The sequence below is a fragment of the Collinsella sp. AF33-16 genome (assembly GCF_003475325.1).
Lineage (GTDB): Bacteria > Actinomycetota > Coriobacteriia > Coriobacteriales > Coriobacteriaceae > Collinsella.
In genome coordinates this window covers 222,041-245,881 of sequence record NZ_QRQC01000001.1, presented here as the reverse complement: position 1 = coordinate 245,881, position 23,841 = coordinate 222,041, and the positions used below count along the sequence as shown (strand labels likewise).

Genomic DNA, 23,841 nt, shown 5'->3' with positions numbered 1-23,841 from the left:
TAAAGTGCAGTTTGCAAAGATAAAATAAGTATTGCAGCTCGCCCGTTGTTGCACAACAACCCCTCGGTAAACGGCAACAACCCTCCGCGAAATCTTAAGGAATTAAACAAACTGGTCGTCGGGCGCCATCAGAAGCTCGCCGTATCGCTCCATCAGCCCGTCCCTCAACTGACAAAAAGCGGGAATATATACGTTCAAGATGCGCTGAATCAAATCTTGAGCGAGCTTGTTGTCATAGATATGGACGTTCGTATTGCGGTCTTTGAGCATATCTAGCCAGGCCGCCTCATCAATAAAGTCGTAGAATCGGTAGGACTCCTTCAAGATGGCACGAGGAGACCCCGACGCGGCAAGCGTGGCGCCCTCATACTCGAGCAGACGCTTAAGGAGCTTCCAGCTCAGTTCAAATTGAAGATTGAACTTATTAATCAAACCACTCTGAACAAAATCATTGTTGAGATCCTGATTGGGCGCATCCTCAAGATTCGCCAAGGCGCTGACAAAGTTCTCATATTTTTTCATACAGAATCACACCATCCCTGGCAATTTCATCGAGCAATTGACGCGATAAGGACTCGTCGAGATTGACGACATCTACATCTAAAAGAGTATCAAGACGCTCCTCGATCAAATATGACAACCGGCCGAAATCCCGGCAACCTGCTACGGCGATGTCAATATCGCTCTTAGGCAAGTTGTCACCTCGAGCGCGGGAACCAAACAGCACAACCTTCTCGGCGTCACATTCCCGAGCAAAAACTTCAATTTGCTTATACACCTTGTCGAGAGATGTCATTTGCAGCCCTACAGCTTAATGTCGAAGTTGATCTCGGGGACGGCAGCAAGGTCGGCCAACGTCACGCCGTCGACGTACTTTTCGATCACGTCGTCCAGACCGCGCCAGAATTTGACGGTCGAGCAAAGATCGCTGCGGGCGCAGCTGTTGTCGATGCCATCGCACGCCACCGGAGCCGTGCTGCCCTCGACGGCGCGCAGGATGTCGCCAGCACGCACCTCGGAGGGATCCTTGGCCATCATGTAGCCGCCGCCCTTGCCGCGCACGCTCTTAAGCAGGCCCGCCTTCATAAGCGGACGAACCAGCTGCTCCAAATACTTTTGCGAGATATGTTCGCGGTCGGCGACCTCGCGCAGGGCAATCTTGCCCTCGGCGTCGCCCAGCGCCGCGATATAGATCATCAGCCGGAGGGCATAGCGGCCCTTGGAAGAAATGAGCATACCTACCCTCCCATTGCATCTGGGACAACATAACCAAGTTTGTTTGTCCCAAATCTTAAGTAAGTGGGACAAACACAACAGGTTATTTTGTCCCAGAATTTGAAAAGTCGAGTGGATTAGTCGGGTTTTCCCTTGACTAACGCCGAACCCATAGTAACTTTATTCCGAGAAGATTCCTAGGGTTTAGCACACCTATGAGTACACCATATACAGAGAGGGACAGCATGAGCGCAAATCCGCTGCTTTCCATCGAAGGTCTGACCGCCTCCGTGGACGAGAAGACCATCCTCCACAACGTCAACCTCAACGTCGCCGCCGGCGAGACCCACGTGCTGATGGGCCCCAACGGCGCCGGCAAGTCCACCCTCGGCCACCTGGTCATGGGCGACCCCGTTTACACGGTCAACGACGGCCGCATCGTCTTTGACGGCCAGGACATCACCGGGCTCACCACCGACAAGCGCTCGCGCGCCGGCCTGTTCCTGAGCTTCCAGGCCCCGGTCGAGATCCCCGGCGTGCCACTGTCGAGCTTTTTGCGCGCCAGTATCGCCGGCCGCCCCGGCCTGGAGATGAAGGGCAAGGAATTCCGTCGTCGCGTCAAGGAGCTCGCGGCCGAGCTCAACATGGATACCGCCTACCTCAACCGCGAGCTGGGCGTGGGCTTCTCGGGCGGCGAGAAGAAGAAGGTCGAGATGCTCCAGCTCCTGTTGCTGCAGCCCAAGCTCGCCATCCTCGACGAGACCGACTCGGGCCTGGACGTCGACGCGCTTTCCACCGTCAGCCACGGCATGGACGCCTACCGCAAGAGCTGCGACGGCTCCATGCTCATCATCACGCACAACACGCGCATCCTGGAGCACTTGGATGTCGACCGCGTCCACGTTATGGTCAAGGGTCATATCGTGCGCGAGGACGACGCCTCGCTCATCCCCTGGATCGACAAGAACGGTTTTGAGACCTTCGAGCGCGAGGCCGCCGAGCAGCGCGCCCAGGCCGAGGCCGCCGCTACCGGGCAGCAGGCGTAAAGGGGCGACGCAATGACCAAGAACCGCACCGAGGTCGCGGACATCGACCGCAGCCTCTACGACTTCACCTATGGCGAGGAGGGATTCGAGCGCCTCGACGCCGGCATTACGCCCGACATCGTGCGCGAGATCAGCGCCAAGAAGGACGAGCCGCAGTGGATGCTCGACCTGCGCCTCAAGTCCCTCGAGATCTTCAACCGTTTTCCCGACCCGACGTGGGGCCCCTCCATCGAGGGCCTGGACATGGACAACATCGTCACCTACGTCAAGCCCAACACCGACCAAAAGCACGACTGGGAGTCGGTGCCCGACGACATCAAGAACACCTTTGAGCGCTTGGGCATCCCCGAGGCCGAGCGCAGCTATCTGGCGGGCGTCGGCGCGCAGTACGACTCCGAGCTGGTCTACCACAACATGCAGGACACGGCGTCCAAGATGGGCATCGTCTACTCCGGCATCGAGGAGGCCCTGCACGATCCGCAGTGGGAGCCGCTCATCCACGAGAAGTTCATGACGCTCATCCCGCCCACCGACCACAAGTTTGCGGCCCTGCACGGTGCCGTGTGGTCGGGCGGCTCGTTTGTCTACGTGCCCCGCGGCACCAAGCTCGATTTTCCGCTGCAGAGCTACTTCCGCCTCAACGCCAAGGGCGCCGGCCAGTTTGAGCACACGCTCATCATCGTCGAGGACGATGCCGACCTGCACTTTATCGAGGGCTGCTCCGCGCCCAAGTACAACGTGGCCAACCTCCACGCCGGCGCCGTGGAGCTCTTTGTGGGCAAGCGTGCGCACCTGCGCTACTCGACCATCGAGAACTGGTCCAAGAACATGTACAACCTCAACACCAAGCGTGCGCGCGTGGACGAGGACGGCGACATCGAGTGGATCAGCGGCTCCTTCGGCAGCCACGTGGGCTACCTCTACCCTATGAGCGTGCTCAACGGCCGCCGCGCCCGCTCGAGCTTTACCGGCATCACCTTTGCCGGCGCCGGGCAGAACCTCGACACCGGCTGCAAGGTCGTGCTTAACGCCCCCGAGACCTCGGCGACCGTCGAAACCAAGGGCATCTCCAAGAGCGGCGGCATCCAGACCTTCCGCAGCTCTATCGTGGCCACGCCCAAGGCCGAGGGTTCCAAGGCAACCGTGAGCTGCCAGTCACTGATGCTCGACGACCAGAGCCGCTCCGATACCATCCCCGCCATGGACATCCGCGCCAAGAACGTCGATATCGGCCACGAGGCCACCATCGGCCGCATCGGCGACGACAAGGTGTTCTACCTGATGAGCCGCGGTATCTCGGAGGAAGAGGCCCGCACCATGATCGTCAACGGCTTTGCCAACCCGGTCTCCAAAGAGCTGCCGCTGGAGTACGCCGTCGAGATGAACAACCTGATCAAGCTCGAGATGGAAGGAGCGATCGGATAATGAAACAGGAAACCAACACCGCTGCTACCACGCTCGAGCAAGTTAATGCGATGCCTGCTGCCACTTGGGGCTGGCTCAAGATGAACCAGACCAAGCTCGAGCTTTCCGACGAGCTTGCCACCGCTCCCGCCGAGGCCGTTGAGGTCGAAGGCCTGGACGAGCAGTTTGCCGGCTCGGCCGACGCCTTCGACGCCGCCATGGAAGCCATGGCCGAGCGCTTCCCCGAGCGCCGTGCCGCTGCCCCCGGCGACGCCGCCGACCGCGCCCGCATCACGCCCGAGACCGAGCTCGACGTGCCCGCCACCTCTGTCTACCAGGCCGGCGCCATCAAGCTCGAGGAAGAGCTCTCCCCTGCCGAGGCCTTCGAGACCGGCATGGGCGAAGCCGCCTACACCTACCTGGCCGACCACACCACCAAGCGCATCGTCATCGATGTGCCCGCATACCAGCACGCCACGGTTACCGTGCGCGTGAGTGGCGTCGACGCTGCGGCCGCCATCGCCGCCATCGACGTCGTCGCCCGTCCCCAGTCGACGCTCGACCTGCAGATCGCCCTGGACTCCCCCGTTGCCGGCGAGGGCGTCGTGGGTTCTGCGCTGCGCGTGTGCGCCCACGAGTACGCCACCGTCAACGTGACCTGCACGCAGACGCTCGACGACAGCTGGATCGCACTCGACGACACCGGCCTGTTCCTGGACGAGGGCGCACGCGTCAACGTGCAGCACACCGTCCTGGGTGCCGGTGCCAGCGCCACCGGCCTTGCCGGCGACCTGCTGGGCGACACCGCCAAGGTGACGATCGACACCGATTACCTGGGTGCCCGCGAACAGGTGCGCGACTTTAACTACGAGCTGCGCCATCGCGGCCGCAAGACCGAGTGCGAGATCGACGCCAACGGCGTGCTGACCGGCACGTCCAAGAAGGTCTACCGCGGCACCATCGACCTCGTGCACGGCTGCAAGGGCGCAACCGGCACCGAACGCGAAACCGTGTTGCTGGCCAACAAGGGCGTCGACAACAAGACTGTCCCCGTCATCCTGTGCGACGAGGACGACGTCGCCGGCAACCACGGCGCCACCATCGGCCACGTCCGCGACGAGCAGCTGTTCTACCTCGCCTGCCGCGGCCTTGACCAAAACGCCGCCGAGGACCTGTTCATCCGCGCCAAGCTGGAGGACGCCGCGCTTTCCGCCACCGATGAGCGCACCCGCGCCGCCGTCGTCCGCCTGGGCAACAACCTGATCGACAACTTTGAGGAGGAGCTCGCATGATCGACACCGAGCACGTTAAATGCGATACCTGCACCGCCCCCGAGCCCATGATGCTCGACGCCAGCGACGAGGCTTCGCGCGGCTGGCCCACCGTGGACATCGAGACCAACCCCTACAAGGGCCAGTTCCCGCTGTTCCAGCAGCACCCCGAGATCGCTTTCCTCGATAGCGCCGCCACCGCGCAGCGCCCTGCCCGTGTGCTCGACGCCGAACGCGACTTCTACCAGCGCATGAACGCCAACCCCCTGCGCGGCCTGTACTCGCTGTCCGTCGAGGCCACCGACGCCATCGCGAAGGTCCGCCAGCAGATCGCTGACCTCATCGGCGCCTCACAGGCCAACGAGGTCGTCTTCACCCGCAACACGAGCGAGTCGCTCAACCTGGTCGCTAAGAGCTTTGCGCCCACAGTGCTCGAACCGGGCGACGAGGTCGTCATCACTATCATGGAGCACCACTCCAACCTGATTCCGTGGCAGCAGGTCTGCCGCGAGACCGGCGCCAAGCTCGTCTACCTCTACCCCACCAAAACCGGCCAGCTCACCACCGAGGAGGTTCTTGCCAAGGTGGGTCCCAAGACCAAGATCCTGGCCGTGGGACAGGTCTCTAACGTGCTAGGCGTCGAGAACCCGGTCAAGAATCTCGGCAAGCTCGTGCACAAGTACGGCGGCTATCTGGTCGTCGACGGCGCGCAGTCGCTGCCGCACATGCCGGTCGATGTGGCCGACCTGGGCGCCGACTTCTTTGCCTTTAGCGCGCACAAGGCCATGGGCCCCATGGGCATCGGCGTGCTGTGGGGCAAGATGGACCTGCTCAACGCCATGCCGCCCATGCTTACCGGCGGCGAGATGATCGATTCGGTCACCGAGCAGGACGCTGTCTGGGCGCCCGTCCCCGAGAAATTCGAGGCCGGCACGCAGGACGCCGCCGGCATCTTCGCCACGGGCGCCGCACTCGATTACCTGGTCAACACGGTGGGTTACGAGAACATCCAGGCACGCGAGCAGGCACTCGTCCACTACCTGATGGGCGAGCTCATGCAGCTCGACTTTGTCCAGATCATCGGCTCAATCTATTGGGATAACCACCACGGCGTCGTGAGCTTTAATGTCAAGGGCATCCACCCGCACGATGTCGCGAGCATCATGGACATGGACGGCGTCTGCATCCGCGCCGGTCACCACTGCGCGCAGCCGCTGCTCACCTGGCTGGGCGTCGAGAACCTTGCCTGCTGCCGCGCCAGCGTAGCCTTCTACAACGACAAGGCCGACATCGACAAGTTCATCGCCGGCCTGCATCACGTTTGGAGCACGTTCAATGGGTAATCTGTACACCTCCACCACATTTATGGAGCACAACTCGCACCCCGACTATAAGTACGAGATGGATGCTCCCACGCACGAGCACGACGGCATCAACCCTAGCTGCGGAGACGAGCTCACCTTGCAGCTGCGTGTCGAGAACAACGTGATCGAGGAGGCCTCCTTTACCGGTCACGGCTGCGCCATCAGCCAGGCCAGTGCCGACATCATGGCCGACCTCATCACCGGCGAGACCGTCGAGGAAGCTCGCCACCTGGCAGAGCTCTTCCTCGCCATGATCCGCGGCGAGAAGCTCTCCGAGGAGGACCTGGAAGACCTGGACGAAGCCGCCCAGCTCCAGGACATCTCGCACATGCCCGCCCGCGTCAAATGCGCCGAGCTCGCCTGGCGCACCCTCGACGGCATGCTCACGGGACAAAATAATCAGTAGTATTTGTCCCAAATCTTAAGAATTTTGTTGGCCGAATCGCTTGACAAGAGTGGTTCGGCCATTTTCTATTCCGAGCCCTCAGCCTGAGCATTCACCCGAACATAAGCGCGCACGATACGAGAGACGGTACTCTTGCTGATTCCCGTATATCGTTCGATCTCGCGCACCGTGTAGCCGACATCGTGCAGGGCGAAAATGATTCCATCTCGCCGCGAGGGCGCTACGGTCTTGAGTTCGTTGAGCGGCACGCCCAGGCGCTTCGCCATCTTGTCGGCAAACGCACGCCGCTCCCACTCTGTCTCATCCATATCGTGAATCACCGGATCGGAACCATCGGGCATCGACAGAGAATAATCCAGAAACCCCTTGGCAGACTCAAAGAGCTCAAGCACACAAGAAGGGTCCGAAAATCCCCTCGTCGTATCGTTGTCATACGCTCTCAGATACTCGGCAAAGCTGCTCCAGGGATAACGCTCGATCAGGGCGATACCCGCCTCCTGCGGATTAGCGTGAACATAGCGAATGGCAGCCATTAGATAACGGTCGGTATCGAGCGAGCGCCGGTCAAAACGGTTCTGGAACAGATGACCCGTGCGCCCCGTGCGCTTATTGAACCGCCGCGCGTACGTCAAAAGCAGCCGGTGCATCGCCGCGCTCATCGCGTCCTCGTAATCTGCAAGCACCAGATGCACGTGATTGCCCATAAGGCACCAGGCGATAACCGTCACGCCCGCCTCGCGGCAGCACTCGCGCATCAGCTCCAAAAACTCCCACCGGTCTTCATCGCCCTCAAAGATGAGCTGCTTGCCCACACCGCGGGCACAGACATGGTAAAAGCCGGTAACCGTTCTCCAAACGCGCTGCATGGCGCTCCCTTCGCCGGGATCTGATTGCCATCCAATACAGCACGATTGAAGCGTGCCATCAAAACATTCACGCAAAACAATACACTCGCGCGGCCAAAGGCAGTAAACGGGCGGCGAACGGCACCGTTGCAACAGGTCAGACCCCGCAACGCATACAAGAGCTGACCAAAAGCTTGCCCAAGACGAACCCCCTCTACGGAAATTCGCGACCACAGAACATATAGTTAAACCGTTTCAATTAAAACTTCCGGACTTCTCGCTACGAAAACTGAGCCGTTCGCCGAATATTCCGTGCATTTCGCGGTATTATAGGGGCTGCATGTCATGTCCCTTTCGAAGGGTCGCCCGGCAATCGCCAGCCACGACCCCCAGACGGGACGCCAACACGATAGAGAGGAGAGGCATGCAGTACTCACAGGAAGTGGAGAACATGTGCCCCGTTGCCAAGGGTGCATACCACGGCCCCGCACCCATCCCCGAGGAGGGCAAGTGGGTCCAGGCTAAGGAGATTTCCGACATCTCCGGTCTTACGCACGGTGTGGGTTGGTGCGCACCTCAGCAGGGCGCCTGCAAGCTCACGCTGAACGTCAAGGACGGCATCATCGAGGAGGCCCTCGTTGAGACCATCGGTTGCTCGGGCATGACCCACTCTGCCGCCATGGCTTCCGAGATCCTTCCCGGTAAGACCATCCTCGAGGCCCTCAACACCGACCTCGTCTGCGACGCCATCAACGTTGCTATGCGCGAGATCTTCCTGCAGATCGTTTACGGCCGCAGCCAGACCGCGTTCTCCGAGGGCGGCCTGCCCGTGGGCGCCTCCCTCGACGACCTCGGCAAGGGCCTTCGCTCTCAGGTCGGCACCATGTTCGGCACCAAGGCCAAGGGCGCTCGTTACCTCGAGCTCGCTCAGGGCTACGTCACCCGCATGGCTCTCAACGACAAGAACGAGATCATCGCATTCGAGTTCCTGAACCTCGGCAAGTTCACCGACGCCGTCAAGGCCGGCAAGACCCCCGAGGAGGCCATCGCTGGCGCTATGGGCCACTATGGTCAGTGGGAGAACGCTGCCAAGTACATCGACCCGCGCACCGACGAGGAGACTCACTCCGTCGCCAGCGTGTTCCCGGTTCACGAGTAGAAAGGGAGGGAAATAACTATGACTGTTACGTTCGAAGGTTACGAGCGCCGCGCTGACAAGATCAACAAGTGCCTCGCCGACAACGGCATCGCCTCCCTCGAGGAAGCTCTGCAGATCTGCACCGACAAGGGCTTCAACCCGCGTGAGATCGTCAACAACACCCAGTCCATCGCCTTCCAGAACGCCGAGTGGGCCTACACCCTCGGTTGCGCTCTCGCTGTCAAGCGTGGCGCCAAGACCGCTTCTGAGGCTGCCGCCATCATCGGCGAGGGCATCCAGGCCTTCACCGTTCCCGGCTCCGTCGCCGAGGACCGCAAGGTCGGTCTGGGCCACGGCAACCTGGGCGCTATGCTGCTCTCCGACGACACCGAGTGCTTCGCCTTCCTGGCTGGCCACGAGTCCTTCGCTGCCGCTGAGGGTGCTATCGGCCTGGCTCTGAACGCCAACAAGGCTCGCAAGAAGCCGCTGCGCGTAATCCTCAACGGTCTGGGCAAGGACGCTGCTCAGATCATCGCCCGCATCAACGGCTTCACCTACGTGAAGACCCAGTTCGACTACTACACGGGCGAGCTCAAGGTCGTCGAGACCATCCCCTACTCCGATGGTCCCCGCGCTGCCGTTAACTGCTACGGCTCCGACGACGTCCGCGAGGGCGTTGCCATCATGTGGCACGAGAACGTCGACATCTCGATCACCGGTAACTCCACCAACCCCACGCGCTTCCAGCACCCCGTCGCTGGCACCTACAAGAAGGAGCGCCTCGAGGCTGGCAAGAAGTACTTCTCCGTCGCTTCTGGTGGCGGCACTGGCCGTACCCTGCACCCGGACAACATGGGCGCCGGCCCTGCCTCTTACGGCATGACCGACACCATGGGTCGCATGCACTCCGACGCCCAGTTCGCCGGTTCTTCCTCCGTGCCTGCGCACGTCGACATGATGGGTCTCATCGGCATGGGCAACAACCCCATGGTCGGTGCCACCGTCGCCTGCGCTGTCGCCGTCGAGGAGGCCCTCAAGGCCTAATCGCGCCCGCGCGATGCTCATATAGTTGAGCTTTGGAGCCGCTACCTTTCGAGGTAGCGGCTCTTTTTGTTTGCGCTGCTGCAGGGTGGCTAACGCCAATATATCAGTTGGGGCGATATACGAGATGTGATGAAATGGAGCATCAGAACGCCCATGACGCCCACCTGCCATATGTGCCCTTTACCGATTTGCCGAGTCTTTGCGGCCCCATTGCCGATCACCCGTGCGACAATGCGCCGGACGAGAAAGGAATCCGATGGAATCGACTGATGTACTGGTAATTGGATCTGGCATTGCGGGACTTTGCGCCGCCATCGAAGCGGCACGCACGGGTGCAACCGTCACTGTGGCAAGCGCCGGCAAGACTATGAGTGGATCGAGCTTCTTCCCCGGAACCTGGGGCCTGGGGCTTATCGGACCCGTTAACGAAGACGACGAACAAGACCTCATCGACACCATCCAGACCGTTGGTGGCGGCGTCGCCGACCCCGAGCTTGTCCAGACGTTTGTCCGCGGCATTCCCCAGGCAATTACATGGCTCGAACGGGATCTGGGTGTTGAACTTCAACGCCCACAAAATGCCGAGAGCGCCCAGCAAAAGCAGTTTATCCCCTGCTTTGACCACAAGACGCGCATGTGGCGCGGCCTCACCCGCAAACCCCTTGAGGACGCTCTGACGACCCGAATCGAGTCACTCGGCATTCGCCTGCTCCCCCGCTATGAGCTTATCGACCTTGTTGAGGACACGAACGGTAGAATAACCGGAACCGTGCTCTACGACCTCACCGAAAATCGAATCGTGCCCTTTGCTGCCAAGGCCACGATCATCGCAACCGGTGGCACAGGCGGCCTGTTCGAGCGCAGCCTCACTTCCGCCGACGTGCTCAGCTCATCACAGGCTATCGCGCTGGCGCACGGTGCGTCCCTTACTAATATAGAGTTCATGCAGATGATGCCCGGCTTTATAGAGCCCAAGCGAAACCTTGTTTTTAACGAGAAGACCTGGCGCTACGTCAAGTTCGACCAGCCGGTCGATATCGCCGACGATAAGCTCGACAATCTGCTCGAGCAACGCTCCGGATATGGTCCCTTCACTTCGCGTCTGGATTCTCGCGCTATCGACCTAGCCATCGACCAAGCGGGAGCCGAAGGCCTGGCACTCCACTACGACTTCCCCCGCGAGGACGTCCCCGAGTTTGTGCAGACCTTTGCCACCTGGCTACAAGACGAGCACGGCATCGCGCCGGCCGACGAGATGCGCGTGGCGATGTATGCCCACGCCGCCAACGGCGGTATCAAAATCGACAAGACCGCGTACACGGGCGTTGAGGGCCTCTACGCCTGCGGTGAGGCAACAGGCGGCATGCACGGCGCCGACCGCATCGGCGGCTTGTCGAGTGCCAATGGCATCGTATTCGGGCGCATCGCGGGCGCATCGGCAGCTCGAGCAGCGCTGGACGCTCCCGAGGCGGCCGCTCCGATGGATATCGCCCTCCCTCAGTATGGCATTGCCACAACAGATGCCGAACGCCTGACACACAGCCTTAAGCACACGATGAGCACCTATTGCATGATCAACAGGACCGAAGCAGGTCTATCCAAGGCCCTGCAACAGCTTGAAAGCCTGAAAGACGAGGCAACGGCGCTGAGCAAGCCGCATGCCAATGACAGCGAGATCGCAGCCCTCGCCCGCCTGCAATCGCAGAATCAGCTGGCAACGGAGATGGTCAAAGCCATGCGCAAGCGGACCGAAAGCCTGGGTTCGCACTATCGATCGAATTAAACTGGACACCTATCTAGAGCAGAGCACAACTAATCGATATCTATGGGCCCCGTGACCTCGAAGTGGCACGGGGCCCATTCGTGTCCGCACGGCAGCGTATCCTTATTCTGAGTACAGAGCGGGCAAAGCGCGCATAGACAATAGATCAGCGAGGAGGAGATATGGACAGTAGAGATATCGAGAAGTGGCGTGTCGAACTTGATAGCTGCGCCAATGTGGAAGAGGGCGTTGAGTATTGGCTCGCACGCGATTTAATGGAACCCATGGGATACACTCGATGGGAGAACTTCGCCGAAGTTGTTAAGAGGGCAAAAGTCTCGTGCGAAACAAATAAAACTCCAGTTGATTCCCATTTTCGTGACACCACGAAAATGATAACTGCCGGTGTCGCCGCTCGCGCGTTTAAAGACTACAAGCTTACGCGCTATGCATGCTATTTAATCGCCCAAAACGGAGATTCAAACAAGCCAGAGATCGCGCTCGCCCAGGCATACTTTGCCGTGCAGACGCGCCGGTTTTACTGATCCCCAGGGTAGACTCGATCTGTGAAAGCGGCCGTGCCCTTTCGGGTTCGACCCCATGTACTGTTAACAAAAAACGGCCAACCGAAGTTGACCGTCTTAACAATCTTTGGTGGGCCGTCAGGGGGTCGAACCCTGGACCTTGGGATTAAGAGTCCCCTGCTCTACCAACTGAGCTAACGACCCAAAGCTAAAGTCCGTGGTGGCGGACTTTAGAGGAGATATCGTGTGGTGGGCCGTCAGGGGGTCGAACCCTGGACCTTGGGATTAAGAGTCCCCTGCTCTACCAACTGAGCTAACGACCCGATATCAACACGAAGCAAGAACTGGGGTGGGTAAAGGGACTCGAACCCTCGACCTACGGGACCACAACCCGTCGCTCTAGCCAACTGAGCTACACCCACCGTGTCCTGTGCGCTTCGCGCTCGACTATTATTGCAAGGAACGCCACGCGATGCAAGCCCCAATTTTCAAGAATTTTGAAAAGAGTTTTTCGAGCCCGTTTCGAGCAAATCCCACCGGTTCCATAGGAGTAAACTTGCTCCACCCAATGCTCGAAAGGATAGGCATGAAAGAACTCTCCAACCGCACGGCGGCGTTTACCGATTCGGTCATCCGCCGCATGACGCGCATCTCCAACAAGTATGGTGCCGTCAACCTGTCGCAGGGCTTCCCCGATTTCGATCCCCCGGCGCAGCTGCTCGATAGCCTCAGCACCATTGCCACCGACCCCAAGCCGCTTTACCACCAGTACTCCATCACCTGGGGCTCCCAGGCCATGCGCGAGGCGCTTGCCGCCAAGCAGGAGCACTTTATGGGCATGCCGATCAACCCCAACGAGAACATCGTGGTCACCTGCGGCTCCACCGAGGCCATGATGGCCGCCATGATGACGGTCACAAACCCCGGCGACAAGGTCGTCATCTTCTCGCCATTCTACGAGAACTACGGCGCCGACACGATCCTCTCGGGTGCCGAGCCCATCTACGTGCCGCTTAACCCACCTGCGTTCGACTTTGACCGCGAGACACTCGAGGCGGCCTTCCGCGACAACGATCCCAAGGCCATCGTCCTGTGCAACCCTTCCAACCCCTGCGGCAAGGTCTTTACGCGCGAGGAGCTCACCTTAATCGCCGACCTCTGCAAAAAGTACGACGCCTACTGCATTACCGACGAGGTATACGAGCACATCGTCTACGCGCCCCACGAGCACGTCTATATGGCCACGCTGCCCGGCATGTTCGATCGAACCATCAGCTGCAGTTCGCTGTCTAAGACGTACTCCATCACCGGCTGGCGTCTGGGCTACACCATCGCCCCGGCCCAGATCACCGAGCGCATTAAAAAGGTCCACGACTTCCTCACCGTGGGTGCTGCCGCTCCCCTGCAGGAAGCTGTCGTCACCGCCCTCAAATTCGACGACAGCTATTACCAGGAGGTCCTCGACCTCTACACCGCCAAGCGCGACCTATTCTGTCAGGGGCTCGATAGCATCGGTCTTGAGCACAACGTGCCGCAGGGCGCCTACTACGTGATGATGGATATCTCGGAGTTTGGCTATGACAGCGACCTCGACTTCTGCGAGGACCTGGCCTCCAAGGTGGGCGTGGGCGCTGTTCCCGGATCGAGCTTCTTCCGCGAGCCCGTCAACCATCTGATTCGTTTCCACTTTGCCAAGCGAGACGAGACGCTCAACGCTGCGCTTGAGAACCTCAAGTCGCTACGTGATAAAATCAACCCGCGCGGGTAAGGACGGTCAGTAACTAAAGGCACTAAAGAAACCTCGTGAACCCGTTGGGCCATGAGGTTTCTTTTTATAGCGACCTCATTTATTTTTTAGAGCGCTATACTTTAGTCACGGAGCAACTCGTCCAGAGAGGAATACTATGGCAGAGCAGCAGCTTATCGGAGCGCTCGAGGCCGGCGGCACCAAGATGGTCTGCGCCACGGGCTATGCAGACGGCACGGTCCTGGAACGCGAGCAGATTGCGACCACGACCCCGCAGGAGACCGTTGAGGCCGTCAACGCATGGTTTGCCGACAAGGACATCGCCGCGCTGGGCATCGGCGCCTTTGGCCCCACCGCAGTCAACCCTGCCTCGTCCCAATACGGCAAGATCCTGGAGACGCCCAAAACGGCATGGCGCTACTTTGACCTGCTGGGCACCATCCAAAACGAGCTCAATATTCCCTGCGGCTACGACACCGACGTCAACGTCGCCTGCCTGGGCGAGGTCACCTTTGGTTGCGCCCAGGGCCTCACTGACGTGGTGTATCTGACCATCGGTACCGGCGTGGGCGCCGGCGTGCTCTCGGGCGGTAAGCTCGTGCACGGCATGATGCATCCCGAGGCCGGCCACATCCTGGTCACGCGCGACCCGCGCGACACCATCGGCGAGCACAGCGGCTGCCCCTTCCACGACAACTGCCTCGAGGGCCTCATCGCCGGTCCCGGCGTCAAAAAGCGCTGGGGTGGCAAGAGCGCCGGAGAGATGGCCGATGACCCGGAGGCCATGGACCTGCTCGCCGGCTATCTGGCACAGGCACTCATGACCTACACGCTGTGCTACGCGCCGCAAAAGATCATCATCGGCGGCGGCGTGGCCGACCACACTCCCATCGTGCCGCTTGCACGCAAAAAGTGTGCCGAGATGCTCAACGGCTATATCGTCACGCCCGAGGTCAACGACATCAATACCTACATCGTCAACAACAGCCTCGAGGGCAAGCAGGGCATTATGGGCTGCCTGGCCCTGGGCGCACAGGCGCTTCAGTAGCAGACGCACCCACAGGGCGTGGCGCGCCCGGCAAATCCGACCTACGGAACAACGCCACCACGCCTCATATAAGCCCTCAAATAAAAAAGGCCGCCTAGGACCAAACAATACGTCCTAGGCGGCTTTTTTGGCACATATCAGCGACCGTAAGAGATATCGGAGCACAACGCCCGTTGCCGCTCCACAGCAGTCGATCATCACATCGGTGATCATACCGGCGCGTCCCGGCACAAAGAGCTGAATCGTCTCGTCGATCGAGGGAATCAGCAGCAGGAACACCGCCGTGGGCAGCAACACGTTAAAGGTGCGCCGGCCCTCAAAATCAAAGGCGTGCGTAGCCAGGATGCCGAGCACCATATACTCGGAAAAATGCGCGCACTTGCGAACAACAAAGTTGGTCACCCATTCATATGAAAGTCCCACGCCGTGCAGGAAACCGCGGATAGCTTCCATGACCGTTAGGCTCAGCGAGCCCGACCCCGAGCCAGGAACCAGCGAATTGCCCCAGATCAAGAGCGCCATCAGGCAGGTCACGACCGCCCATTTTCGATTGATCTTAACCATGCAGAAGTTATGCCTCCGCGCGGAGCGGCGCAAAGCTGGCGGTACCGCCCTCGATAACGCTCAGATAGGCACGGCCCGTACGCTTGGCGGTAGAGGACTGCAGGCGCTCGATCTCTTCCTCGAGGATCTGATTGACGCGCTCGTGACGACGATTTTCCATAATGCCGGCGGCAATAGCCTCGGCTCGCTCGATGCTCTCGCGCGAGATACGGGCAGTATCCTCGGGGAACACAGCGCTGTGACGGCCGACATAGGCGGGGGCAGCAGGCTGAGGGGCAGCGACGGGAGCGGGCGCTACAACAGGAGCAGGCTCGTCAATCTCATCCAGAATCGCGGTGGCGGCGGCCCACATGTCCTCGTGGCCCGAGTAATCGGCCATGGGGACATCAACCTCGAGCGAGGCGTCCGGAAGGTCGCCGGTGTCGATGCGATCTTGGGCATCAATCGATGCGGTGATGGCTGCAGGCTCATCGAGGTCATCGAGATCGATGTCCGCGGCACCGGAGATGATAGGCATGCTGGCGAGGTTTGCATTGTACGGCGCAGCCTCGGCCGCCTGCTGCTGGGCAGGAGCGCCCCACAGCGAGCTTTCGGCGGCACGTCGGGCGGCAACGGCCTCCTCGTCCGCAGCCATGGCTTCATCAACGTACGAATTGTCGGCAGAAGCGTTCGCGTCCGCCGAGGTAGCGTTGTAGGCGTTATTGGCTGCCGCGTTGGCAACGAGTGCCACGAAAGCCGCCGTGCTGCCCGCAGGGGCGGCCTGGGAGCCAGACACGGCGCGTGCCGCGGCGGCGATGTCGTCGCGATTGAAGGAGCCGGTCTGCCCGCCATTGGTGAGCTCGTCGATGGCGACTTGATAGACGTCGCGCGAGTGTGCAGGGTCGCAGCTCACCGGCGAATCGTCGTCGAGCATACTGTCGATCATGGACCAAGCCTCGTCCTCGTCCATAGCATCTGCGGCTCGAGCGATGGTAGGGACACCATCATCGGCATGACGGCGCTGGAACGCACCAGTCAGGCCGGAAAGGAATGCCGAGGTAGACTGCTCCGACTGAGCCTGAGAAGCAGAAGCCGCAGCGTAAGGAGTAGCATCCTGCTGCTGAGCTGGAATCGAGGCGGTCTTGAACTCGCTTTGATGCTGATTGAGATTGGCGGCACCGCCCATGGCATCGGGCTGGAACAGACGCTCTTCACGCTGCGCACGATACTCGGAGATACCCAGCGAGGCGGCATAGATACCCACGCCCGCCACCGCGCCCACGGCGAAGGGAACCGCACCCGCCACGACCGTCTCGTTCACCGATGAAAACGGCAGCGTCGCGGCATACATAACCACGGGAGCGGCAAGGCCGATCCCGCACGAAAGTCCGGCAAGGACTGCTCGTTGTGTTGCATCAGAAGAAGCCATGAGCTCTCCCCATCTTCCAGCACCCAAATCGCATCATTCAGTTGGCTGCGCGAGAGAAGATGAAGCGGGGCTATGCCCCAAAGCAACGGTATATGGTTCGTTTCATCTGCGTTTTCCGTCGCGAAGCTTAAAAGCTATTATGCGAAACCGCCCCGTCGATTGCAAGCGACGATGTCGGATTGAAACGGGAAACCTGCTGCTCGTCGGTCTTGTGGTTAAAATAAGCGCGGAGCGGCGATATGGAAAAGGGCCGAGGCTCAAAGCCCCGACCCTTTATCGCATTGATGACTATCGCTGCGTGTGGATGACAACCTAGAACGTCTGCTCGTAGTCGCTGTGTTTTTTGGCCGAACGCACCAAGAATTCCTGGTTGGTGTTGGTGCCCTTAAGACCCTTGATAAACGATGCGGCTGCGCGCTCGGTGTTGTTCATGCCGGCAAGAATGCGACGCAGACCAAAGACAAACGGACGCATCTGCTCGTCGACCAACAGGTCCTCGTTACGCGTACCGGAGGCAACGGGGTCGATAGCCGGGAAGATGCGGCGGTCGGCCAGGTCGCGGTCGAGCTTAAGCTCCATGTTGCCGGTGCCCTTGAACTCCTCAAAGATGACCTCGTCCATCTTGGAACCGGTGTCGATGAGGGCAGAGGCCAGGATGGTGAGCGAGCCACCGTTCTCGATATTACGGGCTGCGCCCAGGAAGCGCTTGGGAGGATACAGTGCCGCCGAATCGACGCCACCCGAAAGGATGCGGCCTGAGGCGGGCGCCGCCAAGTTGTAGGCGCGGGCAAGACGCGTGATGGAGTCGAGCACCACCACGACGTCGCCACCCAGCTCCACGATGCGCTTGGCGCGCTCGATGACGAGCTCTGCCACGCGAGTGTGGTTGTCGGCGGGCATATCGAAGGTCGACGCCACAACCTCGCCCTTGATGGAACGCTGCATATCGGTGACCTCTTCGGGGCGCTCGTCGACGAGCAGGCAGATGAGGTGCACCTCGGGGTTGTTAATCGAGATAGACTGGCAAATCTTCTTGAGGATCGTGGTCTTGCCGGCCTTGGGCGGGGACACGATCAAGCCACGCTGACCCTTGCCGATCGGCGACACGATGTCGATGGCGCGACCGGTAATGGAGTCCTTGCCGTGCTCCATGCGCAGCGGCTCGTTGGGATAGACCGGGGTGAGGTCACCAAACTTGGGGCGGTTGCGAATCTGCTCGGGGTCCAGACCGTTGACGGTCGTGATTTTGGCGAGGCCGGCGCGCTTGTCGCCGCCACGCGAGGGGCGCAGCGAGCCCTCGATGACGTCGCCCGTGCGCAGGCGCGCGGAGCGGATGAGGTAGGCGGGCACGAAGGCGTCGTCGTTGGACTTCATGTAGCCATGGGCATGGATGATGCCGGAGCTGTCCGGGCGAATCTGCAGGATGCCCTTGATGTCGCGGAAGCCCTCGGCCTTCGCGGCGGTGACGTAGATCTCCTCGACGAGCTCGGCTTTCTTCTTGCCGGTGGTCTCGATCTCGAACTCCTTGGCCTTCTCGCGAAGTTCGGCGACCTTCATGGCAGCGAGCTCCTCACGCGAAAGCGTGGGCTCGGTGGGGGCGGCGTTACGCTCCTTGTTGCGCTGTTTGCGATCGCGCTGGCGGTTGCGACGGTCGTTGTTGCGCTCGTCCTTGCGCTCGTTGCGCTCCTCGTTGCGCTTGTGCTGGCGACGGTTGGGGCGAGCGTTGTCATCGGCCTCAGCGGGCGCGGCGCCATCGGTTGCGGCGGCGTCGGCATTGGCCGCAGCGGCGTCATTGGCCTCGGCGCCGGAATCGACCTGCGCTTCGACATCAGCCTGCTGCTCGGACGCCTTGGCCTTAGCGGACTTCTTACGACCGCGCTTGGGCTTCTCGGACGCAGGCTGTTCGACGTCCTGGGGCTCGGCGGCATCAGTCGATGCATCGGCGGTCGTCTCGGCGGAATCCTCGGACGAACCCTTCTTGGCAGCCTTGGCCTTGGACGTGCGCTTAGCAGCAGTACGATGGCTGCGACCAGGACGGACGTCGGCGGGCTCGACATCGGCGGGAGCGGCCTCGGAAGTCGTAGCATCCTGGACGAGTGCGTCGGCAGCGGTTGCAGACTCGGCGGTCGCCGCAGCATCCCGAGCGGCTGCGGCTGCGGCTGCGGCCTTCTCTGCCTCGACGAAGGCCTTGGGCTTGCGACCGCGACGGTGCGGGCGCAAAGCCGGATCAACAACGGGAACTTCGCTGGCCTCGACAGGCGCAGCGGGCTCAGCAGGCGATGCGCCCTCCCCTGCCGCGGAACGAACCGAAGCCTCGGTGAGCTCGGGGGTTACCTGTTCAGCAACCTGCTCGGCCTTAGCAGCCGTGCGACGGCGTGTGCGCGGTGCCGGCTTCTCGGTCGGCTGGTCGGCGGCAGGCGTCTCGGGCACAGACGGAGCTGCGAGCTCGGTCAGAGCCGCGGCCTCGCGCTCGGCAGCACGACGGCGGGCGCGCACCACCTGAGCCTCGCTAATCTGCGCCAACGCACGTGCCTGTGCGACCTCATCGGAAATCGGCGCCGAGGAGTCAGCTGCAACGGTGCGCTTGGCGCGCGTCGTGCGCGTGGTACGGCGCTTGGGCTTGGTGACCTCCTCGCCGTCAGCGGCAGGCCTGGTCGTGCGGCGCGTACGCTTGGGCTTTGCCGGAGCAGCCTCCTCACCAGTTGCAGGCACGGCCTTCTCAGCCGCTGCAGGCGTAGGCGTCGAAGCAGCCTTAGGCGTCTCAGGAGCCGAGGCTTGCGCGGGCGCCGCGACCTGGTCCGACGCAACCGGTGCAGCGGGAGCGGCCTGCGTCGTCGTTATTTCGTTTTCTTGCTGTTGATCAGACACAGTGTTTGCTCAACTTTCTTTTCAAGCCCTGTGATCACATGCTCCCTGCATAAACCTTCAGGGCGGCTAAACAGTCTAGTTCCGTTCAAAACGACGGACATCATTGATCTGTATCGAGATGATTGCGTCATATACGCAGCGTTAGTGTAACACAACCGCAACCACCTGCAACTTAGTCATTGGACGTTCTTAAACGCCCAGTCATCAGGGACACTCCTCCTCAAAAGCGCCTTGAAATGTCGCGCCAGAGGAGTGAAGCCGTGGCACCCGGAATAGCCGCGCCACAAATCGCGCCCATCTACTACGTTTGCACCCGAGCCCCTGACCATACCCTTGTTTTTTCAAAAACAACGAGTCTGCTACCTGCGGTTTTAATATCGTACTTTTCGGCATGGTTCGGGATATGCGTCCAAACGTAGGAGATGAGCCCAATTCGTGGCGGACGGTATCCCGCCACCCCTCCGCGAGACAAAAATGATCCATTTTCCTCCGTCCCCAAGGGACAATTTTCAAAACTACGCCGGATTACGGGGCCAGAATGCTGCAAGCCAACCATGCCCTGCATTTTCTAGAAACAATAAGCCATCTACCTGCGGGTTTAATTTTGCCATTGGCACCATGGTCGCCAGTTGGCGATTCAGCCCCGTAAACCGGTATAGTTGCGATTTGGTAGCATTTCCCAGCAAACCAAATAGTCTCACCAAACGCAAAAAGCCCGACCTCCATATGGGAGATCGGACTTTCAAGGCTCAGTTAAACCAAACCTGCGCGGTCAAATGACCCGTAGCTTACATCTGCTCGGGAGCGGAGACACCAACGAGGGTGAGCACCAGGGCGAGCGTCACGCGGACGGCGTCGCAAGCGGCCAGACGGGCACGCGAAAGCTCGGGGTCGACGGGACGGCCCTCGCTCGGCAGCACCTGGCAGGCAGCATAGAAGCTGTGGAAGTCACCAGCGAGTTCCTCGGCAAAGTGCGTCAGACGGAACGGGGCGCGGTCGCGAGCGCAGCTGGCGATCAGGTCGGTGAGCTCGTTGAGCTTACGCGAAAGGGCGAGCTCGGTCGGGTCGGTCAACAGCGAGTAATCGACGTTCTCACCGATGGCCTTGGCGGCAACGGCCTTCATGCCCATCTCGTCGGCCTGCTCAGGCGTTACGTCAGCGGCACGGCGCAGGATGGAGCAGACGCGAGCGTGAGCGTACTGCACGTAGTACACCGGGTTGGAGTTGTCGCGCTTCTTAACGGCCTCGATGTCGAAGTCGACCATCTGGTTGGAGCTCTTGGAGATGAGCGTGTAGCGAGCGGCATCGGAACCGACCTCGTCGACGAGCTCCTGCAGGGTCACCATGGTGCCCTTGCGCTTGGACATACGGACGGGCTTGCCGTTGCGCAGCAGGTTGACGAGCTGGCCCAGCAGAACCTCAAACTTTCCGGGATAGCCAAGAGCGTCGCAGACGCAGCGGACGCGCTCGATGTAGCCGTGGTGGTCGGCGCCCCAGATGTCGATGACGTGGTCGACGCGCTGGAACTTATCCCAGTGATAGGCAACGTCGGAGGCGAAGTAGGTGTACTCGCCGTCGGACTTGATCAGGACGCGGTCCTTGTCATCGCCCAGGTCGGTGGAGCGGAACCACAGGGCGCCGTCCTTGGTGTAGAGGTAGCCCATCTTGTCGAGCTTCTCAAAAGCGCGGTCGACGGCGGAGGTGCCGGCGGTCTCGCCCTCGGTGTCCTTCACGTACAGCGAGCGCTCGGAGTACCAACGATCGAAGTCGCAGTTGACGGCGTGGCAGAGGTCGCGCATGTTATCGACCATCTTTACATAGCCGCGCTCGCGGAAGCTCTCCATGCGCTCCTGAGGATCGGCGTTGACCCACTTATCGCCGTCGGTGCGCCAGAACTCGGCGGCCTCGTCGATGATGTAGTCGCCGCCGTAAGAGTCCTTGCCCAAGGTCTCGGCAAAGTTGTCCTGATACGGATGGGTCTCGGGGTGCTCGTCGTTCTCGTCGGCAACAAAGGCGTCACGGTCGGCGATCAGCAGCTTGTGAGCCTCCTCGATATCAACGCCCTGCTTGGCGATGATGTCGGCAAGCTGCATATAGCGCGTGCTGATGGAGTTGCCGAAGGTGTTCATCTGAGAGCCGTGGTCATTGATGTAGAACTCACGCTGGATGTCGTAACCGGCGTGGTCCATAACGCGGCAGAGCGAATCGCCCAGCGCGGCCCAGCGGCCGTGGCCGATGTGCATGGGGCCGACGGGGTTGGCGGAAACGAACTCGACCTGGGTCTTCAGACCACCACCGACGTTGGACTTAGCGAAGTCCATGCCCTTCTCGCGAGCCTCGCCAAAGATGGCATTCTTGACGGCAACGGAGAGGTAGAAGTTGATGAAACCGGGGCCTGCGATCTCAACCTTCTCGATCGCGGGATCCTCGGGCATATGGGCAACGATGGCCTCGGCGATCTTGCGCGGGGCGCAGTGGGCCAGCTTGGCGGACTTCAGGGCCATGGTAGAGGTCCACTCGCCATGAGAAGTGTCAGCCGGTCGCTCGATAGCGCAATCGTCAAGTTCAAATGCGGAAAGGTCGCCGGCCTCCTGGGCCGCAGCAAGCGCAGCGCGTACCAGCTCTTCAATCTTCTCGGGCATAGATCCTCCTTGTGTTAAAGCCCCCGAGCTCTTGGTCGCTCGTAGGGCAAAAGCCAGAGTTTGTAGCACTCTATCACAAGCGACGGGCACTGTCGCAGGGTAAAGCCAATCGAAATTGCATATGCACAAAATTGACTACAGCTTGTATGGACTCACTCAAAGATGCCGGTCTGCCTGCAGATTATGCACGCGTTGAAAATGCATAAAGGTGTGAACGAGCTGTGTCTTTTATCGAATACTCTTACCTATCGGAGTTGTGTGCTTTTCCTGCATAAAGCGAGGATTTGCGCACGTCAGCGTGTTATTCTAGACATACGTAAATTCGTATAAGTTGGAGGTAGCATGTTCTCAATCGGTCAACACGTCATTCATCCGGGTCAGGGAGTCTGCACCGTCGTCGGTTTTAGGGACGACACGCCGCAGCCCATGTTGTTGCTCGAGGCCAAGCAGGGGCATGCGCAGACGATCCTTATGTACCCCGTGGCGCAGGCCGACCGTCTGCATGCCGCCATCTCTCAGCAAGATGCCGAGCATCTGCTGAGCCACTATGACGAGCTGGAGTGCGACACCTTTACCGAGCGCAACAGCTCGCTTGAAGAGACACACTTTAAGCAGCAGCTCAAGCTGGGCGCGCCCGAGACGGTCCGCGTGGCAAAGACCATGATGCACCGCATTCGCCAGGCCGAGGAAGCCGATAAAAAGCCCAGCTCCTACTACATGCGCGTACTCAAGGAGGCCAAGCGCCGCTCCATCGAGGAGTTCGCCGTGGCCTTGGGCGTCACCGAGGAGGACGCCGAAGCTCGCCTAGCCCGAGCCGCCCTCAACTAACCCATCCGCGCCAAAAACCACCACAAAGGGAACAGGCACCTTTGTGGTGGTTTTCTTGTTCTAGTAGTATTCATTCTTATCGATACCCACGAGCACAAGGAGTCTCTTATGGCAGAGCCGCTTACCGCCGGAATCACCCGCGACCGCGCGTTCGAACTGCTCAACGAACACAACAAGGACCCGTTCCACATCACCCATGGCGAGACGGTCGAGGGCACTATGCGCTACTTTGCGCGCGAGTTCGACCCCGAGAACGAGGAGTTTTGGGGCATCGTCGGTCTGCTGCACGACCTGGATTGGGAGGAGCATGAGGACGACCCCATGAACCACACCATCTATGCTGCCGAGATTCTTGAGGGCGAAGGTGCGTCTCCCGAGCTCATTCGCGCCATCCAGACGCACACGTCGGACTTCAACACCTCGCTGCCCAAACCCGAGCTGCAGATGGAAAAGATCCTGTTTGCCTGCGATGAGCTCACCGGCCTGATCGGCGCTGCAGTCATCATGCGCCCGAGCAAGAGCGTTATGGACTTTACGACCAAGTCGCTCAAGAAGAAGTTCAAGGACAAGCGCTTTGCCGCCGGCTGCTCGCGCGACGTGATTTCGCAGGGCGCCGAGATGTTGGGCTGGGAGCTCCCCGAGCTCTTTGACCGCACCATAGCGGCCATGCAGTCCTTCGCCCCCGACCGCGATACCTTCCAGGCCTAACCGCCCACG

At 60.5% G+C, this 23,841-nt stretch carries 21 protein-coding genes and 3 tRNA genes; 13 read left to right on the top strand and 11 right to left on the bottom strand.

The genetic code is table 11. The features are described from left to right. Positions 1-102 precede the first annotated feature (102 nt). Genes DWZ52_RS00995 through DWZ52_RS00985 form a run of 3 tightly spaced genes read right to left on the bottom strand, consistent with a single transcriptional unit; the run spans position 103 to position 1,236 of the window. Positions 103-522, bottom strand: a complete 420-nt coding sequence (locus tag DWZ52_RS00995) for an HI0074 family nucleotidyltransferase substrate-binding subunit (RefSeq protein ID WP_089572004.1) — start codon at positions 520-522, stop codon at positions 103-105. Next, the gene (locus DWZ52_RS00990; RefSeq protein WP_089572006.1) at positions 509-796 is read right to left on the bottom strand and encodes a nucleotidyltransferase family protein; all 288 of its coding nucleotides are present in this window, start codon (positions 794-796) and stop codon (positions 509-511) included. The genes DWZ52_RS00995 and DWZ52_RS00990 overlap by 14 nt, the downstream gene beginning before the upstream one ends. 8 nt (positions 797-804) lie before the next feature. Further along, complete coding sequence (locus DWZ52_RS00985; RefSeq protein WP_089572008.1) at positions 805-1,236, bottom strand: Rrf2 family transcriptional regulator; 432 nt, start codon at positions 1,234-1,236, stop codon at positions 805-807. Positions 1,237-1,460: 224 nt separating this feature from the next. Between DWZ52_RS00985 and sufC the strand changes: the two genes are divergently transcribed. The 5 genes from sufC to sufU are packed head-to-tail and all read left to right on the top strand — an operon-like array spanning position 1,461 to position 6,706. Then, positions 1,461-2,261, top strand: coding sequence for a Fe-S cluster assembly ATPase SufC (gene sufC / locus DWZ52_RS00980; protein ID WP_118384674.1), 801 nt, complete (start codon positions 1,461-1,463; stop codon positions 2,259-2,261). A 12-nt stretch (positions 2,262-2,273) separates the two neighbouring features. After that, complete coding sequence (sufB, locus tag DWZ52_RS00975; RefSeq protein WP_118384673.1) at positions 2,274-3,686, top strand: Fe-S cluster assembly protein SufB; 1,413 nt, start codon at positions 2,274-2,276, stop codon at positions 3,684-3,686. Next, positions 3,686-4,957, top strand: coding sequence for a SufD family Fe-S cluster assembly protein (locus tag DWZ52_RS00970; RefSeq protein WP_118384672.1), 1,272 nt, complete (start codon positions 3,686-3,688; stop codon positions 4,955-4,957). The genes sufB and DWZ52_RS00970 overlap by 1 nt, the downstream gene beginning before the upstream one ends. Further along, positions 4,954-6,279: an aminotransferase class V-fold PLP-dependent enzyme gene (locus tag DWZ52_RS00965; protein ID WP_199579049.1), complete on the top strand. Its 1,326-nt coding sequence runs from the start codon at positions 4,954-4,956 to the stop codon at positions 6,277-6,279. Before DWZ52_RS00970 ends, DWZ52_RS00965 begins: the two co-directional genes overlap by 4 nt. Next, positions 6,272-6,706 carry a Fe-S cluster assembly sulfur transfer protein SufU gene (gene sufU / locus DWZ52_RS00960; RefSeq protein ID WP_117563904.1) on the top strand — a complete coding sequence of 145 codons (435 nt, stop codon included), beginning with the start codon at positions 6,272-6,274 and terminating at the stop codon, positions 6,704-6,706. Before DWZ52_RS00965 ends, sufU begins: the two co-directional genes overlap by 8 nt. 65 nt (positions 6,707-6,771) lie before the next feature. On the opposite strand, the gene DWZ52_RS00955 is transcribed toward sufU, so the two are convergent. Beyond that, the gene (locus DWZ52_RS00955) at positions 6,772-7,572 is read right to left on the bottom strand and encodes a transposase (RefSeq protein ID WP_117583739.1); all 801 of its coding nucleotides are present in this window, start codon (positions 7,570-7,572) and stop codon (positions 6,772-6,774) included. A 403-nt stretch (positions 7,573-7,975) separates the two neighbouring features. Between DWZ52_RS00955 and DWZ52_RS00950 the strand changes: the two genes are divergently transcribed. The 4 genes from DWZ52_RS00950 (at position 7,976) to DWZ52_RS00935 (ending at position 12,040) form a co-directional block, all read left to right on the top strand. Then, positions 7,976-8,710, top strand: a complete 735-nt coding sequence (locus tag DWZ52_RS00950; protein WP_006235554.1) for an iron-sulfur cluster assembly scaffold protein — start codon at positions 7,976-7,978, stop codon at positions 8,708-8,710. An 18-nt stretch (positions 8,711-8,728) separates the two neighbouring features. After that, positions 8,729-9,733, top strand: coding sequence for a GGGtGRT protein (locus tag DWZ52_RS00945; RefSeq protein ID WP_055252290.1), 1,005 nt, complete (start codon positions 8,729-8,731; stop codon positions 9,731-9,733). Positions 9,734-9,989: 256 nt separating this feature from the next. Then, positions 9,990-11,516: an FAD-dependent oxidoreductase gene (locus DWZ52_RS00940; protein WP_118384671.1), complete on the top strand. Its 1,527-nt coding sequence runs from the start codon at positions 9,990-9,992 to the stop codon at positions 11,514-11,516. 161 nt (positions 11,517-11,677) lie between these two features. Further along, entirely contained in the window at positions 11,678-12,040 is a 363-nt protein-coding gene (locus DWZ52_RS00935; protein WP_118384670.1) for a BRO family protein, read from the top strand. 107 nt (positions 12,041-12,147) lie between these two features. Here the strand turns inward: DWZ52_RS00935 and DWZ52_RS00930 are convergent. The 3 genes from DWZ52_RS00930 to DWZ52_RS00920 form a co-directional block, all read right to left on the bottom strand. Beyond that, positions 12,148-12,223 (bottom strand) — tRNA-Lys (locus DWZ52_RS00930). A gap of 43 nt (positions 12,224-12,266) precedes the next feature. Continuing rightward, positions 12,267-12,342 (bottom strand) — tRNA-Lys (locus DWZ52_RS00925). 22 nt (positions 12,343-12,364) lie between these two features. Then, positions 12,365-12,441: transfer RNA gene (locus tag DWZ52_RS00920), tRNA-His, on the bottom strand. Between the two features lie 164 nt (positions 12,442-12,605). Between DWZ52_RS00920 and DWZ52_RS00915 the strand changes: the two genes are divergently transcribed. Then, entirely contained in the window at positions 12,606-13,787 is a 1,182-nt protein-coding gene (locus tag DWZ52_RS00915; protein WP_118384669.1) for a pyridoxal phosphate-dependent aminotransferase, read from the top strand. Between the two features lie 136 nt (positions 13,788-13,923). Next, positions 13,924-14,814: an ROK family protein gene (locus DWZ52_RS00910; RefSeq protein ID WP_118384668.1), complete on the top strand. Its 891-nt coding sequence runs from the start codon at positions 13,924-13,926 to the stop codon at positions 14,812-14,814. Positions 14,815-14,928: 114 nt separating this feature from the next. On the opposite strand, the gene DWZ52_RS00905 is transcribed toward DWZ52_RS00910, so the two are convergent. From DWZ52_RS00905 to argS, 4 genes are all read right to left on the bottom strand, one after another. Continuing rightward, positions 14,929-15,378: a VanZ family protein gene (locus DWZ52_RS00905; protein ID WP_118384667.1), complete on the bottom strand. Its 450-nt coding sequence runs from the start codon at positions 15,376-15,378 to the stop codon at positions 14,929-14,931. Between the two features lie 7 nt (positions 15,379-15,385). Continuing rightward, complete coding sequence (locus tag DWZ52_RS00900) at positions 15,386-16,786, bottom strand: hypothetical protein (RefSeq protein ID WP_118384666.1); 1,401 nt, start codon at positions 16,784-16,786, stop codon at positions 15,386-15,388. 312 nt (positions 16,787-17,098) lie between these two features. Beyond that, entirely contained in the window at positions 17,099-19,654 is a 2,556-nt protein-coding gene (gene rho, locus DWZ52_RS00895; RefSeq protein ID WP_233546547.1) for a transcription termination factor Rho, read from the bottom strand. Positions 19,655-20,442: 788 nt separating this feature from the next. Next, complete coding sequence (argS, locus tag DWZ52_RS00890; protein WP_118289287.1) at positions 20,443-22,296, bottom strand: arginine--tRNA ligase; 1,854 nt, start codon at positions 22,294-22,296, stop codon at positions 20,443-20,445. Between the two features lie 342 nt (positions 22,297-22,638). Between argS and DWZ52_RS00885 the strand changes: the two genes are divergently transcribed. Together DWZ52_RS00885 and DWZ52_RS00880 are read left to right on the top strand one after the other, a co-directional pair. Continuing rightward, a complete protein-coding gene (locus tag DWZ52_RS00885) occupies positions 22,639-23,124 on the top strand; it encodes a CarD family transcriptional regulator (RefSeq protein ID WP_118377348.1) in 486 nt (161 codons plus the stop codon). Between the two features lie 108 nt (positions 23,125-23,232). After that, positions 23,233-23,832: an HD domain-containing protein gene (locus DWZ52_RS00880; protein WP_089572031.1), complete on the top strand. Its 600-nt coding sequence runs from the start codon at positions 23,233-23,235 to the stop codon at positions 23,830-23,832. Positions 23,833-23,841: the final 9 nt, after the last annotated feature.